This is a genomic window from Streptomyces sp. NPDC001852 (genome assembly GCF_042891825.1).
GTDB lineage: Bacteria > Actinomycetota > Actinomycetes > Streptomycetales > Streptomycetaceae > Streptomyces.
Map to the genome: position 1 here is coordinate 1 of NZ_JBIATN010000039.1, position 15,686 is coordinate 15,686.

A 15,686-nucleotide genomic window follows, 5' to 3' on the forward strand; every position below is an offset into this window, starting at 1 on the left:
GCGCCGTAGGTGCCGGTGCCCTCCACCCCGGCCAGGCGCACCGTACCTCGCTTGCGGGCCCACACGAGCAACTGTCGGTAGCCGGCCGCCGTCGCGGGAAAGGACTCCGTTCCCAGGATCTTCCCGAGCGGGGAGATCACGGCGGCAACATGCACCTCGCCGTGGGTGTCCACGCCCAGGACGACCTCGCGCCGAACGGGCGGATCCGCGCTGGATGAGGTGCTGCGCTGTCGGGTTGTCATGATGGTGTGCCTCCCACATGCTGACGTACTGGGCGATGGCACCGGCCTGCTTGGGGCGGTCTGAACCGTGATGGCGCCTGAAACTCGGCAAGGCCCCTATAGGGACACGCCCTGTGGCTCGGTGGCAGGCAGCATCCCGCAACGGCAGTCGACAGGTCCGTGACTGGACACTTCGGTCATAGATCTCACGAGTCAGACCCCGTCCGGGATGACACTGCACAACCGTCCCATCGATCGCGGTACAGCCGCGTGACTCGATCACTGCCGGATGACTTCGGCCGAACCGATGCTCAACCTGACTGAGCGGGCTGACAAGGCGTTGACTCTCGTTCACCCCTGACCGGCATTGACAGGGAGACGTCACGCAAGGAGGTGGTGCTCACCGGCTGCGGCAGCTGCGGCTCCTCCCTCGTAGAGTGTGAGCAGGACACTCTGGTCAGGCATCTCAGGAGTCAGACCCCACCGCAGGACAGCACCCACCTACCGTTCTCCGTCTATCCGGCTTGCAGCCACGTCAGCTCGTTCGGACGAATCGAGTCGAAGCACCGGTCGCCTACCAACGGAACTGACACCGTGCCGCCGTCGTACGTCACTTCGAGTCGAAGGCGGACCATTGGAACAGCGGGTCAACGAGCGTCAGCTGTCGGTGTTGCAGTGGGTGGAAGCCGGGTGCCCTGCAGGCGTATGGAACACCAGCTCCTACAAGATCACCTGCCAGGCACTCCACAACCGGGGCCTGGTGACGGTCTCCCGGAAGGCCGGGCAGTGGGGCGTCGCCCTGACAAGCGCCGGCCGGCACTACCTGGCACACGACACGTACCCTCCCCGCGGATCACGCCCGCGGAAGACCCAGGCCGCCGCTCCACGACCCCAGTCCACCCGAGCACAGGCAACTCCGGCCGCCGGGCGGAAGCCACGCCCTCCCTCACAGCCTCGTGTGACGCTCACGGAGCAGCTATTACAGGAGCTCGCGGAGGCCGGCGGCAGGATCGTCAAGAGCGGGAGCGGTCCCGACTTGGAGAAATGGCCATCCCGCATCGCCGCCGCACGCAGATCCGGAAGGATCCGGAGACGAAGGAGCTCTACGGAAGCTGGTGCCGTGACGGGTATGAAATCAAGCTCGTCGACATCCCCGCCTGGCGCCTTGCCGTCCCCGACCCCGTCCCCGTGCCCTCGCGCCTCACCCGGCCGCACACCGTTGTCCGAGCCATCCAGAACGAACGCCAGCCGCTCGGCCTGACCAAGCCCTCCCGGCTGCAAGGACGTCCAGGTGGACACCGAGCACGATGCCGGGATCCGCCGGGAGTTCGTAGACGGTCGAAGTACGCGTCAACTGGCCCGAAGACCGACCGCCAGCGTCAGTTCAAGGACCCGGTGTGGCGATGCGAGATCCGGAAACAGCTCCCGCAGCTGCGACATCCGGTACCGGACGGTCTGGGGATGGACGAACAACGCCGCCGCCACCTCGTCCCGCCTGCCCTGGTGCAGCAACCACGCCCGCAACGTCTCCTCCAGCCGCCGTGCGGTCGCGACAGGCAAGGTCCGCAACGGTGCGAGGGCTCGGGCACGCAGGTCTGTGAACGCGTCCACGTCGGCGCTCAGCACCAGCTCGGGCAGGTGGTCCTCGGTGTCGCGGATATCAGAGGAGAGGGAGCGCGCGCGTAGGGCTCGTGCGTACGAGGCGGACGCACGGGTCCATGGCCGGGCCGGGCCGACCACGGCGGTGCGGTCGGTCAGCTGCCGCAGGAGATGTGATCGGTCGGCATCGGGGACGAGCAGCACACCGGTGGCGTCCGGCAGATCGTCGAGGACGAGGGTGCTCGGGTCGAGCGCGCGGTAGGCAGGCCGGGCCTGGGCGGCGGGCAGCAGGACCGCGGTCAGCGTAACCGGAGGCTGCCATCCGGCCCGTTGAGCAGAGGCCAGCAGCACGTCCGGGCTCGCGCCGGCGAGGAGGTCGCGGGCGAGGTGTTCCAGGTGGCGCTCGTGGGCCCTGCCCCGGGCGGCCAGTTCGTCGGCGTGGCCCGCGGCGCTCGCGGCGGAGAGCTCGTCGATGTAGGCGAAGGTCAGCTCGGCGAACTTGGCGACCTCGGCGGCGGGCAGACCTGCGGACACGGCGCCCGCTGCCAGGCATCGCCAGGCCACGCGGGCGCCGACGCGGTAGGCGCTGAGCAGGGCGTCCATCGAACGGCCGTCGCGCACCTCGCCGCGGCCCAGCTCGTAGGCCGCGTCACCGGCGTCGCCGCCCGTGGCGTTCCCGCTCGCGAGGTCCAGGTAGTGCCCCAGAGCGGTGCGGACGGCTCGGCGGATGGTGGCGCCCATATGGCCCGACAGGGCGTTGGCGTAGGAGGGGACTTCGTCGATGATCGCCTGGACGACCTCGTCGGCGGTGGTCTTCAGCGCGGCCCTCAGTGCGGTGACCGTCGTCTCGTCCAGGGCCAGTTCGCTGGCCCTCCGGATTGCATGGCTCACGTCTTTGTTTCCTGCGAACAATTCCACCCACCAGATTCACGTCCTGCGGTCAGGACTTTACGCCCTGAGGCGCAGCAAGCTGGAGTCATGACGAGTGCAACCCTCCGCAGCAGGGCGTGGAAACTGCTGGAGATGGTCACGACGCCGCTGCTGCCGTCGGACTACCTCGACCTGGTCAGCCCACTGCGTGCGGGCGCTGAGCTGCGTGGGCGCATCGAGGCCGTGCACCCCGAGACGGATGACGCCGCGACTGTCGTGATCAGGCCGGGACGGGGCTGGCGCGGCCACACAGCCGGTCAGTACGTGCGGATCGGGGTCGACGTCGACGGGGTGCGCCTGTGGCGTGCCTACTCCATCACCTCGCCGACGAACCGCCAGGACGGCCGCGTCACGATCACCGTGAAGGCGATCCCGGACGGCAAGGTCAGTAACCATCTGGTCCGCAGGGCGAAATCGGGCACGTTGATCCAGCTCGACCAGGCGACCGGTGACTTCGTGCTGCCGCAGGCCAAGCCCGCCAAGGTGCTCTACCTGACGGCCGGCAGCGGCATCACGCCCGTGATGGGCATGCTGCGCGACATCGAGTTTGACGACGTCGTCATGGTCCACTGCGCGCCACGGCCGCAGGACGTGATCTTCCGCAACGAACTGCACGATCTGGTCGCGGACAAGAAGCTGCGGCTCATCGAGGTGCACACCGCCACAGACGGCATGCTCGACATCGCCCGTCTCGACGAACTCGTGCCCGACTGGGCCGAGCGCGAGACCTGGGCTTGCGGGCCCACGGGCCTGCTCGACGCCGCCGAAGAGCACTGGAGCGGGCACGGCGTCCAAGAGCGCCTGCACACCGAACGCTTCCGCCCCGGCATCGTCGTCGCCGGCGACGGATGCGGCGGCGGCGAGGTCACGTTCAGCGCCACCGGCAAGACCGTCGACGCGGACGGCGCTACGCCGTTGCTGGACGTCGGCGAGGAGGCCGGCGTGCTCATGCCGTCCGGGTGCCGCATGGGCATCTGCTTCGGCTGCGTCACGCCGCTCAAGGCGGGCGCCGTCCGCGACCTGCGTACCGGCGAGATCACCGAGGCCGAGCCGGGCGTCCTCATCCAGACCTGTGTGTCCGCCGCGGCGGGCCCTTGCGACATCGACCGGTAGGAGCACCTTGACCGCCATCGACCCCACCGCCCATCTGACGGCGGAGCAGATCGAGGAGCTCGGCCACGAGCTGGACGCGATCCGCGACGAAGTGATCGCCGGACGCGGCGAGAAAGACGCCGCCTACATCCGTAGGGTCATCTCGGCGCAGCGCAAGCTCGAGCTGGTCAGCAGGGGCGTACTGCTGTTCTCGATCTTCCCGCCCGCGTGGCTGCTCGGCACCGCCGGTCTGTCCGTGGCGAAGATCGTGGACAACATGGAGATCGGCCACAACATCCTGCACGGCCAGTGGGACTGGATGCGGGACCCGAAGATCCACTCCACCACCTGGGAATGGGATCACGTCTCGCCTGCCGACCAGTGGAAGCACTCCCACAACGAGCTGCACCACACGTACACCAACGTGATCGGCAAGGACAACGACCTCGGCTACGGCATCATGCGCGTCGACGAGGACCAGAAGTGGCACCCGTTCCACCTCGGCCAGCCGCTGTGGAACTTCATCAACGCCTGCTTCTTCGAGTACGGCATCGCAGCTTACGACCTGGAGCTCGGCAAGAACCTGAACAAGCGCCGCCGCAAGAACCCGGAGTTCCGCGCGCGGGCCAAGGCCGTGGGCCGCAAGATCCGCAAGCAGGTGCTCAAGGACTACCTGCTCCACCCGCTGCTGTCGGGCCCGTCGTTCCTCCCCACACTCGCCGCCACGTTCACCGCGAACCTGGTCCGCAACATCTGGTCCCACTCCGTGATCATGTGCGGGCACTTCCCCGAGGGCGTGCAGGTCTTCGAGCGCCGGTCGATCAACGGCGAGACGCGCGGCCAGTGGTACCTGCGCCAGATGATGGGCTCGGCGAACATCAGCGGCAGCAGGGCCATGCACTTCATGACGGGCAACCTGTCGCACCAGATCGAGCACCACCTGTTCCCGGACCTGCCGAGCAACCGGTACGCCGAGGTCGCGGTGAAGGTGCGCGCGCTGTTCGAGAAGTACGAGCTGGAGTACGTCACCGGACCGCTGCCCAAACAGGTGTTCTCCGCGTGGCGCAAGGTCTTCCGGCTCTCGCTGCCGAACAAGAAGCCCGAGGTCAAGACGCCGGACCGGGAGCAGGAGCTCGTCGCCGCCTGATTGTTACAAGCGCCTGGCTCACGAACCCGAGGTCAGGCGCCCTTGTCCGCAGGCTCCAGAATCGCCACGCACTCCACGTGATGCGTCATCGGAAACACGTCACAAGGTGTGTGGACGGGAGGAGAATCTGCAGTTCACATGGGGTTTCCTGCCTTGGGCGCGGGCTGTGAGGCGGCCGGAGCGTCAAATGAGCGTCATGTGGGACGGACTTTCTCTCCTCCTTTGGCCGGTACACCGGGCTGTCCGCGTTTCTGATGCCCGTGGCCGTCATGTTGCTGCTCGGGCGGCAGGTCAGCTGCTGGAGGTGCTGCGGGATGCCCGGCGCAGCGCTCGCCACCGGGCCGCCCGGGCCGACCCGGTGGGCCGGTGATGAGGCTGGACATCAGGACCGACTCGTCGCCGGGTTTCACCTCGTGCACATCGGCGTCCGCCCCCGGACGCCTGCCCGGGTGTGGCTCAGGCATCGATGATGACGGGGATGATGAGGGGGTTGCGGCAATAGGTGCGGAACACCCAGTTCGCCACGGCGCGGGCGAGGAGTTGTTCGAGTTGGCGCGCGTCCCCGACGCCTTCCTCGGCCGCGGTGGCCAGGGTCTTCTCGATGACGGGGATGACCGGCTCGAAGGTGGCGTCGTCGTGGACGAAGCCGCGGGCCAGGCAGTCGGGGGCCTCGGCGAGGGCGCCGGTGTCCGCGTCGATGGTCTCCCAGTCGAGCGTTCTGCATGGGCGGCTGTTGAGTTCGGTGGCTGGCGTCCAGGTCCTCGCGTGTGTGGCGGGATAGGTCGGTGCCCTTGGTGAAGTACGGGTTCGCGCACCCCGAGTTCGCTCAGTGTCCTCCGGGTGTTCGAGGACTCACACTCACCCTTTGCTGACTTTTCTGATGGCGCGCCAGTCGTCCCCCTGCGCGGTCACTCGGTCTGTCGGGGGCAAAGCTCCGAGTCCGTCTGACCAGGACGCGCAGGTACGCGGCCAACTCGAGGGCGTGGCCCCCGTCAGAGGGGCGCCAGCGCCCACGTCTCCTTGATCTCTGCAGGGAAGATGCGCGCATGTTCACGCGTGCCCGCGGCAAGACCCACAGTGTCTTCGCTACCTGCCAAGCCCGTCGGCTGCCCCGTGCAACGGCTTTTCCGCTGACTTCGGCCCCCCTCCTGGGCACTCCTGCAAAAGCCGGGGGATCGAGGTCACGGCTCCAGAAACAGCTCCAGTGGCACTTCCTGCTCCAGCCCGATCTCGGCCCAGATCGTCTTGCCTCGGCGGCCGTAACGAGTGCCCCACATGGTCGTGAGCTGTGCCACCAGGAACAGGCCCCGTCCTCCTTCGTCCTCGCTGCCGGCGTGGCGGAGATGTGGAGACGTGTGACCCCCGTCCGAAACCTCGCAGATCAGCGTGCGATCGACGTCCCGAAGCAGGCGCAGGGTGACCGGGGGGCGGCCGTATCGGATCGCGTTGGTGACGAGTTCGCTCACGGCCAGTTCCGAGACGAACGCCGCGTCGTCCAGTCCCCATTCCTCCAGCTTGCCTCGGACGAGCGTACGGGCTCCGGCCACTTCGGCCGGGTCGGAGGCGACATGCCAGACTGCCATGCTGTCCTCGGGGAAGGCGTGGACGCGCACCAGCATCAGCGCGGCATCGTCCTCGGTGGATCCCTGGGCATACAGCGAGGCGACGTCGTCGCACGCTTTCTGCAGCGACGCGGTCGAGGCGTCCAGTGCGTCGCACAAGTCCGCCACTCCCTCGTCCACGTCCCGGCTGCGCGCCTTGACGATTCCGTCAGTGAACAGGGCGAGCACAGTACCCTCAGCGAACTCGAACTCCACGCTCTCGAAGGGCAGCCCACCGATGCCCAGCGGGGGGCCTATCGGCAGGTCGAGCACTTCAGCCTGTCGGGCCCCTGCCCCCCGGCCGGCAGCGACCGGCGGGAGGTGGCCCGCGCTGGCCATGGCGCACGTGCAGGAGGTGGGGTCGTATACGGCGTAGAGGCAGGTCGCTCCCAGCGCCCTGTCGGTCCCCTCGTCGCCCGGTGTGCGGTGTACGCCGACTCGTGTCTGACCCACCAAGTCGTCGAGTCGGGCGAGGAGTTCGTCCGGTGGAAGGTCCAGGGCGGCCAGTGCGCGCACGCTGGTGCGCAACCGGCCCATGGTGGCTGCGGCGTCCACTCCGTGCCCCACCACGTCGCCGACCACCAGTCCGACCCGGGCGCCCGACAGCGGAATCACGTCGTACCAGTCGCCCCCGACTCCGAGAGGACCGGCGGCGGGGATGTAGCGGTCCGCGACCTCGATTCCGCTCGACTGGGGTAGCGCTCGCGGGAGGAGGTCACGCTGTAGTTTCAGCGCCGTGGTGTGCTCGCGGATGTAGCGGCGAGCGTTGTCCAGGCACACCGCGGTGCGCGAGGTCAGTTCTTCGGCGAGGGCGCGATCCTCCTCGGTGAAGGGTGCACGGGGCGGCTGCCGCAGGAGGGTGACCTTGCCGAGCGTAGTGCTGCCGAGGAGCAGAGGCAGGGCCAGCAAGCGTTGGTGCGCAGTCGTCGAGCGGGTCCCGATGACACCGAGCAGTACATCACTATTCGTGATGTCGGAGTAACTCTTCGTGCGTTGTGTCATGAGCCGTAGCCCCGCCGGTGCGCCAGAAGCGTAGGACGGGGCTTCCTCTCCTCCTAGGACCGACTCCGCGACCTCGATCCGTACGGAGTCGGCGAATTCCGGAACGACGAGCCCCGCGAGTTCCTCCGCCGTCTGCCTGGCGTCGAGCGTGGTACCGATCCCGCTGGCGCGGCTGAGCAGGGCCAGGCGAGTCTGCGCTTCGTAGCGGTCGGTGACATCGACGGCCGCCTCGCAGATGCCTAGGGGGTGGCCCGCCTCGTCCTGCAGACGGAAGTACGAGCATGAGTAGACCTGGTAGTACTCGGAGGCAGCGGGGGTGGGCCCGCGCCAATGGACGTCGAGCACCGGTTCGCCGCTGCGCAACACCTCGTTCAGGACCTCGTCCATGTCGTGGTATCCCGGAGGAGAGAGGATCTTGCCGTGCGGATAGAGCACACTGTGGGGCCGTCCGAACCATTCACCGGCGTGCCAGCCCATGGCCTCCTGCACAGCCTCATTGACCCACTTGAGTCGGGTATCGGGGCCGTAGACGCTCAGCCCCACGGGCGCCTGTGTGAAGAGCCGGGACAACATCGACTGGTCCGTCATCCGCTCCTCGTAGCGGTCGCTTGCCACCGCCATCACGACCCAGGCGGGCCTCCCCTGGCCCTGCTCCACCGGAAAGATGCGCAAGACCGTCTCCGCCAGCGACCCGTCCGGGCGTCGAACGGTACGGGTCTCGGTCCGGGCGCCCCCGGATGCCGGTGCCCCCGGTGCCTCGAACCCTTGCAGCGTGTCGGCCCGGGCCCGAACGTCCCGCAGCACCTCACTCACCGGGCGATCGAGCACGTCACGGGTGTCAGCACCGTAGAGACTGCTGGCTCCAGGACTCCAGCCGGTCACCCTCCCCCGCGCATCCACCACGATCATCGCTGCCGTAGGCGTGTCGAAAGGGCTGTGATGACCGGTCTCACGTGATGCGCGCATCATGCACACGACCTGCCAAGTACTGGAACGTCTGGAATCAAGGCTACGCCCGGCTCCCGCGGCGCGTCTTACGCCCCAGGTCACCGCCACCGCGATCCCGGGACATCGAGCATCCCCCCGGCTGAGGGAGACAGTGCTCCTGTTCGCGAAGTAGTGCGTCACCGCCCCTGTCGTGCACCCGACGCACTGTGCCACCTTGCGCAGCGACGCGTTGGCACACCCCTCCTTCACGATCACCCGAAGCCGCCGCCTTCAGTAACTCGGCTCACTTCGCCACATGGTCACCGGTCGGAGGCCACGCCGCCCGACAGACCCTGTCAGGGCAGTTCAGCGCGCATGGCATGCGCTATGACCTCTCCGATGAGTACGGCTGTCGCCGCTGGGCCGCGCAGTGGGGCCGTGGGCAGGATCGAGGTGTCGGCGACGCGGAGACCGTGCACGCCGTGGACTCTTCCGTACTGGTCGACCACCGCATTCGCGGTGTCCGGGCCCATCGGTGCGGTCCCGCATGTGTGGTGAGCGGTGCCGATGTTCCGGTTGATCCATCCGTCCAGTGCGTGATCGCAGTTGAGCACGTCCGGACCCGGTTGGAGCAGTCCGTGGGAGATTTCGTCGAAGGCCGGTGTGGTAATGAGTTCCGCGGTGGCGCGCACGGCTTCGCGCAGGCGGCGGCGGTCCTTGGGCCCGGCGAGGTAGCCGTACTCGATACGCGGGGGCGTCGCGGGATCCGCGGACGTCAGGGACAGGCGGCCGGTCCTTCCAGGTGACTGGACCGAGACGAGGAAGGGCAAAGGCGCGCCGGGCACGGTCGTCGTGCCGCCGACGAGTCCTGCCAGGGGGACCAGCGACTGCAGGATCTCCAGGTCACCCGGATGGGTTCCGTCCGAGGAGGACAGGTGCAGGCAGCCGCCCAGCCAGGAGCCGTGCGGCGCGCCCAGTTCCCGCCGTGGGGACCACTCCAGGACGAGCTGAGGGTGGTCGCTGAAGCGGGTGCCGACCGCCGGGGCATCCACGGCGACGGGGATGCCGAGCCGCTCCAGGTCGGCTCGCGGGCCGATGCCCGACAACTGGAGCAGTTGCGGAGTGACGAGGGAGCCGGCGCACAGGACGATCTCGCCGCCACAGAAGACGGTCTCTTGCCCATTCTGGCGTACGGCGACTCCCGTGGCGCGACCGTTGCGGATGACGATCCTGCTGACGGGGCAGTCGCCGAGCGCGGTGAGATTCGGGCGCCCCAGCGCCGAGAGCGCATAGGTGAGGCCGGTGTTGAGCCGCACACCGTCGACGGCGTTGCACGGGACGGGACCGAAGCCCGGCGGCGCCTGGTCGTTCTTGTCGGGTTCGAGCGGGTGGCCGAGGTGGTCCGCCGCGTCGCGGAAGGCAACTGCGGCAGGGTGGGCGAGGGATGCGCGGCGTACCAGCACCGGTCCACAGCCGCCGTGCAGGTCGTCGGCGCCGTGGTCGAGGTCCGTCTCCAGGGCGCGCAGCCAAGGGAGCATCCGGTCGTACGTCCAGGCCGGGTTGCCCGCTGCCGCCCAGCGGTCGAAGTCTGCGCGCCGGGCGCGGACGAAATAGCCGCCGTTGACGGTGGTCGAGCCACCGAGGTGGCGCCCGCGGACCACCGTGTAGGGCCGCTCGGGCGTGAGGTGCGCGGCGTACCGCTGGACGGCCCGGTGGTCCGGCTGGGCTCCGGGAATCAGCCGCGCGTCGAGCAGCTCGAGCGCGAAATCGCGGAGACGGCGCGGAAACGGCCCTGCTTCGACGAGGAGTACGGTGCGTCCGGCGTCCTCGCTCAAGCGGGCCGCCAGCGCGGCACCGGAAGCCCCTGCTCCGACCACGATCACATCCGCGGACGTCCGGTCCGTGGTCTCAGCCACCAGTACGTCCCGACGGAGGCGTGACGCCATCGGCGGAGAGCCACCACAGTCTCGGACGGAGCGGCTCGGTGGTGCGCTCCCGGATGCAACCCTTCCAGACACCGAGGCTGTAGGCCAGGTCGTCGGCGAGGCGGGTGACCGTCCAGGGCAGGACCGGAAGTCCGGGGCGGCTCCGTCGGTGTTCCAGGAGCGGGGGCAGAAGGGCGGCTGCGGCCAGCGGGAGCCTCAGCCGGGGTACGGCTGCGGCCAGCGGCAGGGCCAGTGGCCACCAGGTGCGCGTCACGGCACGGCCGAGTTGTTCGCCTGCCAGCAACGTGCCGCCTCCGCTCAGCCGGGCCGCGGTGGCCCACGGTCGGTCCGACCAGGCCGCGAGTCTGCGCGCCAGCAGTCCGGTCGTTCCCGCTGTGACCAGGGCACCTGCGAGCGGCCGTCGTGCCAGGGCGAGTCCCCAGGCGAGCGCGCTCCAGCCGGCCATCGACGTGGCCGGGAGCGTGCCCGGGTGCCGGGCGGCCAGCGGTGCGGCGGAGGTGCCGTACTGGATGCGCTGGGCCAGCCACTGGTGCGGACGCGTCCGGTGCCGGTGGGCCACGGTGGCGGAGGGGTCGTAGCGGACGTGGTGACCGTCGGCCGCGAGCCGCCACACCAGGTCAACGTCCTCCCCGACGCGCATCGTCTCGTCGAAGCCCCGGCCCACGGCGGTGCGCCGCACCACCAACGCGGCGCTGGGCACATAGGGCACGTGCGAGCCGGGTCGTACGAGTGACTCCCTGGGCCCCATGTCCAAGGCCGAGCGCGCACATTCGTAGGCCGCGAGGAAGCCACGTCCCGCTCCCTCTGCCACGATGCGCGGCGCCACCGCGGCCACGGCGGGGTCCGCGAAGTGCGGCAGCAAGGCGTCGGCCCATGCGCGGGTCGGCAGGCAGTCGGAATCCACGAAGGCCACCAATTCGGTGGTGGCGTGGGCGAGTCCGGTGTTCCGCGCGGCCGCCGGGCCCCCGTTCACAGGGCGACGGACCAGCCTGGCGCCGGCCGCCCGCACGACGTCCGCAACCGCGCCGGGGTCGGCCGAGGCGTCGTCCACGACGATCACCTCCGGTCCGCCGCTCAGGCCGGCCAGACAGCGGGCGAGGTGCCCGGCCCGGTCCCGGACCGGTACCACGACCGTCACGGACGGGCGCGGTGCCTCGGACGGCGGTACGGGGTGCATCATGCCTGCCTGGACCAATCGACGGGCCAGCAGTCCGGTCGCTCGCCCTTCCCCGACCGGCTTCCCGTCGAGCCACGCGCTCACGACTGGCACGGCGCGCGCCGTCAGCCGCATCAGCCGGTACGGGGAGCCTCCCAACAGGACCCGCCCGTCCCGCAGCAGACGCAGGCCGGGGTCGGGGCGCAGCCGGAAGACCGCGGGGAGTGGGGGAACGTCGATCACCAGGTGTCCTCGAACATCGGAAGGCCGGGCGACCAGCCTTCACCCGCTCGTCTCGACGCGTCGATCCCCCAGGTGGGCAGCAAGTGCGGCGCACCGACCCGCTCACGGCACCGGGGATACCTACCGTCACCCTGCGCCGCGACACCGGCCGCGCCGTGGACAACGAAGGGAACCTCCATGACCGACAACTCACAGACCTCGACCGCTGACCGTCTCCCCGCCGAGGACGACCAACTGATCGAGGAGGACCTGCTTGTCGAGGACGTGTCGATCGACGGCATGTGCGGCGTGTACTGAGGCGGGGACACCATGCCCACGCACAGGAACGGGTCCGAGCGGTTCGACCTGGAGGCGGCCTGGGCCGTGCACCCCCAGGTCGCCGTTCGTCCGGAGCCCTTCGGGGCGCTGCTCTACCACTTCGGCACCCGGCAACTGTCCTTCCTCAAGGACCGCCGGCTGCTCACCGTCGTACAGGAACTGGCCCACCGCCCGAGTGCGGCGGAAGCCTGCCGGGTGGCAGGCGTCGACCCCGCCGAGTCGGGGCGCTACCGCGACGCGCTGGCGCAGCTTGCGAAGTCCCGGATGATCACCGAGCGCACCGGTCCGCCGAGCCGCGGTGACGCTCATCTGCAAGGAGAGGACGCGCGATGACCGTGCCTTCCGTAGCACCGCCGAGCCCGGCCCGGACGGGCCGCCTCGTGGACCATTTTCAGCACGGCCTCGAAGCGCCGATCTGTCTGACCTGGGAGCTCACCTACGCCTGCAACCTGGCCTGCGTGCACTGCCTGTCCAGCTCCGGTCGGCGCGACCCGCGCGAGCTGACCACCGACGAGTGCAAGATGGTCATCGACGAGCTGGAGCGCATGCAGGTCTTCTATGTCAACATCGGCGGCGGCGAGCCGACCGTGCGCCCGGACTTCTGGGAACTGGTCGACTACGCCACCGCCCACCAGGTGGGCGTCAAGTTCTCCACCAACGGCGTCAGGATCACCCCGGACGCCGCGCGGCGGCTGGCTGCCAGTGACTATGTGGACGTCCAGTTGTCCCTGGACGGGGCGACGGCCGAGGTCAACGACGCCGTACGGGGCGAGGGTTCGTACGCGACGGTGCTGCAGGCCATGGAGAACCTTGCCGCGGCGGGCTTCGCCGGGTTCAAGATCTCGGTCGTGGCCACCCGCCACAACATCGGGCAACTGGACGCGTTCAAGGCACTCGCCGACCGGTACGGGGCACAGTTGCGGCTGACGCGGCTGCGGCCCTCCGGCCGGGGCGCCGACGCGTGGGACGAACTGCACCCCGCAGCAGCGCAGCAACGGCAGCTCTACGACTGGTTGGTCGAGCACGGCGACGAGGTGCTCACCGGGGACTCGTTCTTCCATCTCTCCGCCTACGGCGAGGCGTTGCCCGGGCTGAACCTGTGCGGCGCCGGGCGGGTGGTGTGCCTGATCGACCCGGTCGGTGAGGTGTACGCCTGCCCGTTCGCCATCCACGACGCCTTCCGCGCCGGAAACGTCCGCGACGAGGGCGGGTTCACCCGGGTATGGCGCTCCTCGTCGCTCTTCCAGGAGCTGCGGCAGCCTCAGACGGGTGGCGCCTGCACGAAGTGTTCCGCCTTCGACGCCTGCCGTGGTGGGTGCATGGCCGCCAAGTTCTTCACAGGACTACCGCTCGACGGCCCCGATCCGGAATGCGTCCAGGGACACGCGGAGGCGGCGCTGGCCGGCGACCGGTCGTCCGCTCCCCGGCCCAGCGAGGACCACTCCCACCGGGGGCCGGTGCGCGGGCAGCCCGTCCTTCTCGGCCTGCCGGTTCGGCGGGAGAGCCGGCCCACGCGCATGTGCGACGAAAGTCCTCTGGCCTGACCGAAAGGCCGCTCGGTCCACGAAAGAAAGGGGCGTCATGCCCAACGCATGGTTCGAAACCGTCGCCGAGGCGCAGCGTCGAGCAAAGCGACGACTGCCGGCATCCGTCTACGGCGCCCTGCTCGCCGGTTCCGAGCGCGGCACGACCTACCAGGACAACATGGCCGCCTTCGCCGAGGCCGGCTTCGCGCCGCACGTCGCGGATCTGCCGGCCAAGCGTGACCAGGCCACGACCGTCCTGGGCCAGTCGATCTCCCTTCCGGTGATCATCTCCCCGACCGGAGTGCAGGCCGTGCACCCCGACGGGGAGGTGGCCGTGGCCCGCGCCGCGGCAGCCCGAGGCACGGCGATGGGACTGAGCTCCTTTGCCAGCAAGCCCGTCGAGGAGGTCGTCGCGGCCAATCCGCAGACGTTCTTCCAGATGTACTGGATGGGCAGCAAGGACTCCATGATCGCCCAGATGGAACGTGCCCGGAAGGCCGGCGCCAAGGGCCTGATCGTGACCCTGGACTGGTCGTTCTCGCACGGCCGGGACTGGGGCAGCCCCCACATCCCCGAGCGCCTCGACCTCAAGGCAATGGCGCGCTTCGCGCCGGAGGGAATCACCCACCCGCGCTGGCTGCTCGCGTTCGCCCGGACCCGGCGGCTGCCCGACCTGACCACCCCGAACGTCGCCGCCGTCGGCGAGCAGGCCCCGACGTTCTTCGGCGCCTACGGCGAATGGATGCAGACACCCCCTCCCACCTGGGACGACGTGCGGTGGATGCGCGAGCAGTGGGGCGGCCCGTTCCTCGTCAAGGGCATCATCCGCGTCGACGACGCCAAGCGCGCCGTGGACGCCGGCGCCCAGGCCGTCTCGGTCTCCAACCACGGCGGCAACAACCTTGACAGCACCCCTGCGACTATCCGTGCCCTGCCCGCCATCGCCGACGCCGTGGGCGGCCAAATCGAAGTACTCCTCGACGGCGGAGTGCGTCGGGGCAGCGACGTGGTCAAGGCCCTGGCACTCGGCGCCCGCGCCGTGATGATCGGGCGGGCGTACCTGTGGGGCCTGGCCGCGGGTGGCCAGGCCGGCGTGGAGAACGTGCTCGACATCCTGCGCGGCGGCATCGACTCCGCGCTCCTCGGACTCGGGCGCTCCTCCATCCACGACCTCACACCCGACGACGTGGTGCTCCCCGACGGCTTCGCCCGCGTCCTCGGGGCACCGCGCCCGGCCCAGGCCCCCTGATGACCACGCTGGCCTCCCTGACCTGGACCGACGTAGCAGATCTGGCGGGGCGGGGGACCGTCCTCGCCGTGCCGGTCGGCGCCACGGAGCAGCACGGGCCGCACCTACCGATGTCCACGGACACCGACATCGCCGTCGCCCTGACCGACCGGCTGGCGGCACAGGCGCCCGATGTCGTCGTGGCGCCCGCCGTGGCGTTCGGATCCAGCGGCGAGCACCAGGATTTCCCCGGCACGCTGTCCGTCGGCCAGGAGGCCGTCGAGCTGCTCCTCGTCGAGCTCGTGAGGTCGGCAACGGTGACATTCCCTCGCGTCGTCCTGGTCTCCGCTCACGGCGGCAACGCACAGCCCGTCACCCGGGCCGTCCGACGACTGCGTACCGAGGGGCGGCACGTCCTGGCCTGGGGCCCGCGCTGGGGCGGCGACGCCCACGCGGGCCGCACCGAGACCTCCGTCATGCTGGCGCTGGCCCCCCACCTGGTACGGATGGAGGCAGCGCGAGCCGGAAACACCGCCCCCGTCCACACACTCCTCCCGCGTCTGCGGGGCGCCGGCCTGTCCGCCGTCACCGCCAACGGCGTGCTCGGCGATCCCGGAGGCGCGAACCCCGACGAGGGCCGGTTGCTCATCCAGCGAGCCGTGGCCGAGCTCGCGGACCTGGTGACCCGGCATCGCCGGCACACCGACGCCGCCTCTTGAGCAGGCGTTCCGCCTGTCCGGACTTGAGCGC

At 69.7% G+C, this 15,686-nt stretch carries 12 protein-coding genes and 1 pseudogene; 7 read left to right on the plus strand and 6 right to left on the minus strand.

The annotated features are described in order from the left end of the window. Both ACFYZB_RS41115 and ACFYZB_RS41120 read right to left on the minus strand, forming a co-directional pair. Positions 1-242, minus strand: a 242-nt coding sequence (locus ACFYZB_RS41115; protein ID WP_388767027.1) for a transposase, incomplete at its 3' end; no start/stop codon positions are given. Between the two features lie 1,329 nt (positions 243-1,571). Continuing rightward, entirely contained in the window at positions 1,572-2,711 is a 1,140-nt protein-coding gene (locus tag ACFYZB_RS41120; RefSeq protein WP_388767028.1) for a PucR family transcriptional regulator, read from the minus strand. A gap of 87 nt (positions 2,712-2,798) precedes the next feature. On the opposite strand from ACFYZB_RS41120, the gene ACFYZB_RS41125 reads away from it, so the two are divergent. Next, the gene (locus ACFYZB_RS41125; protein ID WP_388767029.1) at positions 2,799-3,863 is read left to right on the plus strand and encodes a ferredoxin reductase; all 1,065 of its coding nucleotides are present in this window, start codon (positions 2,799-2,801) and stop codon (positions 3,861-3,863) included. A 7-nt stretch (positions 3,864-3,870) separates the two neighbouring features. Continuing rightward, positions 3,871-4,989 (plus strand): fatty acid desaturase family protein, encoded by a 1,119-nt coding sequence (locus ACFYZB_RS41130; protein ID WP_388767030.1) that lies wholly within the window; start codon positions 3,871-3,873, stop codon positions 4,987-4,989. A 456-nt stretch (positions 4,990-5,445) separates the two neighbouring features. Here the strand turns inward: ACFYZB_RS41130 and ACFYZB_RS41135 are convergent. From ACFYZB_RS41135 to mftF, 4 genes and pseudogenes are all read right to left on the minus strand, one after another. Further along, positions 5,446-5,688, minus strand: a pseudogene (locus tag ACFYZB_RS41135) (RNase J family beta-CASP ribonuclease); the annotation flags it as partial. Between the two features lie 482 nt (positions 5,689-6,170). After that, positions 6,171-8,795 carry a SpoIIE family protein phosphatase gene (locus tag ACFYZB_RS41140; RefSeq protein ID WP_388767031.1) on the minus strand — a complete coding sequence of 875 codons (2,625 nt, stop codon included), beginning with the start codon at positions 8,793-8,795 and terminating at the stop codon, positions 6,171-6,173. 80 nt (positions 8,796-8,875) lie between these two features. Then, positions 8,876-10,435, minus strand: a complete 1,560-nt coding sequence (gene mftG, locus ACFYZB_RS41145) for a mycofactocin system GMC family oxidoreductase MftG (protein ID WP_388767032.1) — start codon at positions 10,433-10,435, stop codon at positions 8,876-8,878. After that, positions 10,428-11,864: a mycofactocin biosynthesis glycosyltransferase MftF gene (mftF, locus tag ACFYZB_RS41150; protein ID WP_233273289.1), complete on the minus strand. Its 1,437-nt coding sequence runs from the start codon at positions 11,862-11,864 to the stop codon at positions 10,428-10,430. Before mftF ends, mftG begins: the two co-directional genes overlap by 8 nt. 177 nt (positions 11,865-12,041) lie before the next feature. Here mftF and mftA point away from each other — a divergent pair, with 177 nt between their 5' ends. Genes mftA through mftE form a run of 5 tightly spaced genes read left to right on the plus strand, consistent with a single transcriptional unit; the run spans position 12,042 to position 15,655 of the window. After that, complete coding sequence (gene mftA, locus ACFYZB_RS41155; protein ID WP_158918944.1) at positions 12,042-12,161, plus strand: mycofactocin precursor MftA; 120 nt, start codon at positions 12,042-12,044, stop codon at positions 12,159-12,161. Between the two features lie 12 nt (positions 12,162-12,173). Next, positions 12,174-12,515 carry a mycofactocin biosynthesis chaperone MftB gene (gene mftB / locus ACFYZB_RS41160; RefSeq protein WP_158918945.1) on the plus strand — a complete coding sequence of 114 codons (342 nt, stop codon included), beginning with the start codon at positions 12,174-12,176 and terminating at the stop codon, positions 12,513-12,515. Continuing rightward, the gene (gene mftC, locus ACFYZB_RS41165) at positions 12,512-13,726 is read left to right on the plus strand and encodes a mycofactocin radical SAM maturase (protein WP_388767033.1); all 1,215 of its coding nucleotides are present in this window, start codon (positions 12,512-12,514) and stop codon (positions 13,724-13,726) included. Before mftB ends, mftC begins: the two co-directional genes overlap by 4 nt. A 37-nt stretch (positions 13,727-13,763) precedes the next feature. Further along, a complete protein-coding gene (gene mftD, locus ACFYZB_RS41170) occupies positions 13,764-14,957 on the plus strand; it encodes a pre-mycofactocin synthase MftD (RefSeq protein WP_388767035.1) in 1,194 nt (397 codons plus the stop codon). After that, positions 14,957-15,655 carry a mycofactocin biosynthesis peptidyl-dipeptidase MftE gene (mftE, locus tag ACFYZB_RS41175; protein ID WP_388767036.1) on the plus strand — a complete coding sequence of 233 codons (699 nt, stop codon included), beginning with the start codon at positions 14,957-14,959 and terminating at the stop codon, positions 15,653-15,655. Before mftD ends, mftE begins: the two co-directional genes overlap by 1 nt. Positions 15,656-15,686: the final 31 nt, after the last annotated feature.

Bases quoted from the DNA above. Each gene is read 5' to 3' on its own strand.
- ACFYZB_RS41125 (WP_388767029.1), top strand. From the start codon at position 2,799: ATGACGAGTGCAACCCTCCGCAGCAGGGCGTGGAAACTGCTGGAGATG.
- mftA (WP_158918944.1), top strand. From the start codon at position 12,042: ATGACCGACAACTCACAGACCTCGACCGCTGACCGTCTCCCCGCCGAG.
- mftB (WP_158918945.1), top strand. From the start codon at position 12,174: ATGCCCACGCACAGGAACGGGTCCGAGCGGTTCGACCTGGAGGCGGCC.
- mftC (WP_388767033.1), top strand. From the start codon at position 12,512: ATGACCGTGCCTTCCGTAGCACCGCCGAGCCCGGCCCGGACGGGCCGC.
- mftD (WP_388767035.1), top strand. From the start codon at position 13,764: ATGCCCAACGCATGGTTCGAAACCGTCGCCGAGGCGCAGCGTCGAGCA.
- mftE (WP_388767036.1), top strand. From the start codon at position 14,957: ATGACCACGCTGGCCTCCCTGACCTGGACCGACGTAGCAGATCTGGCG.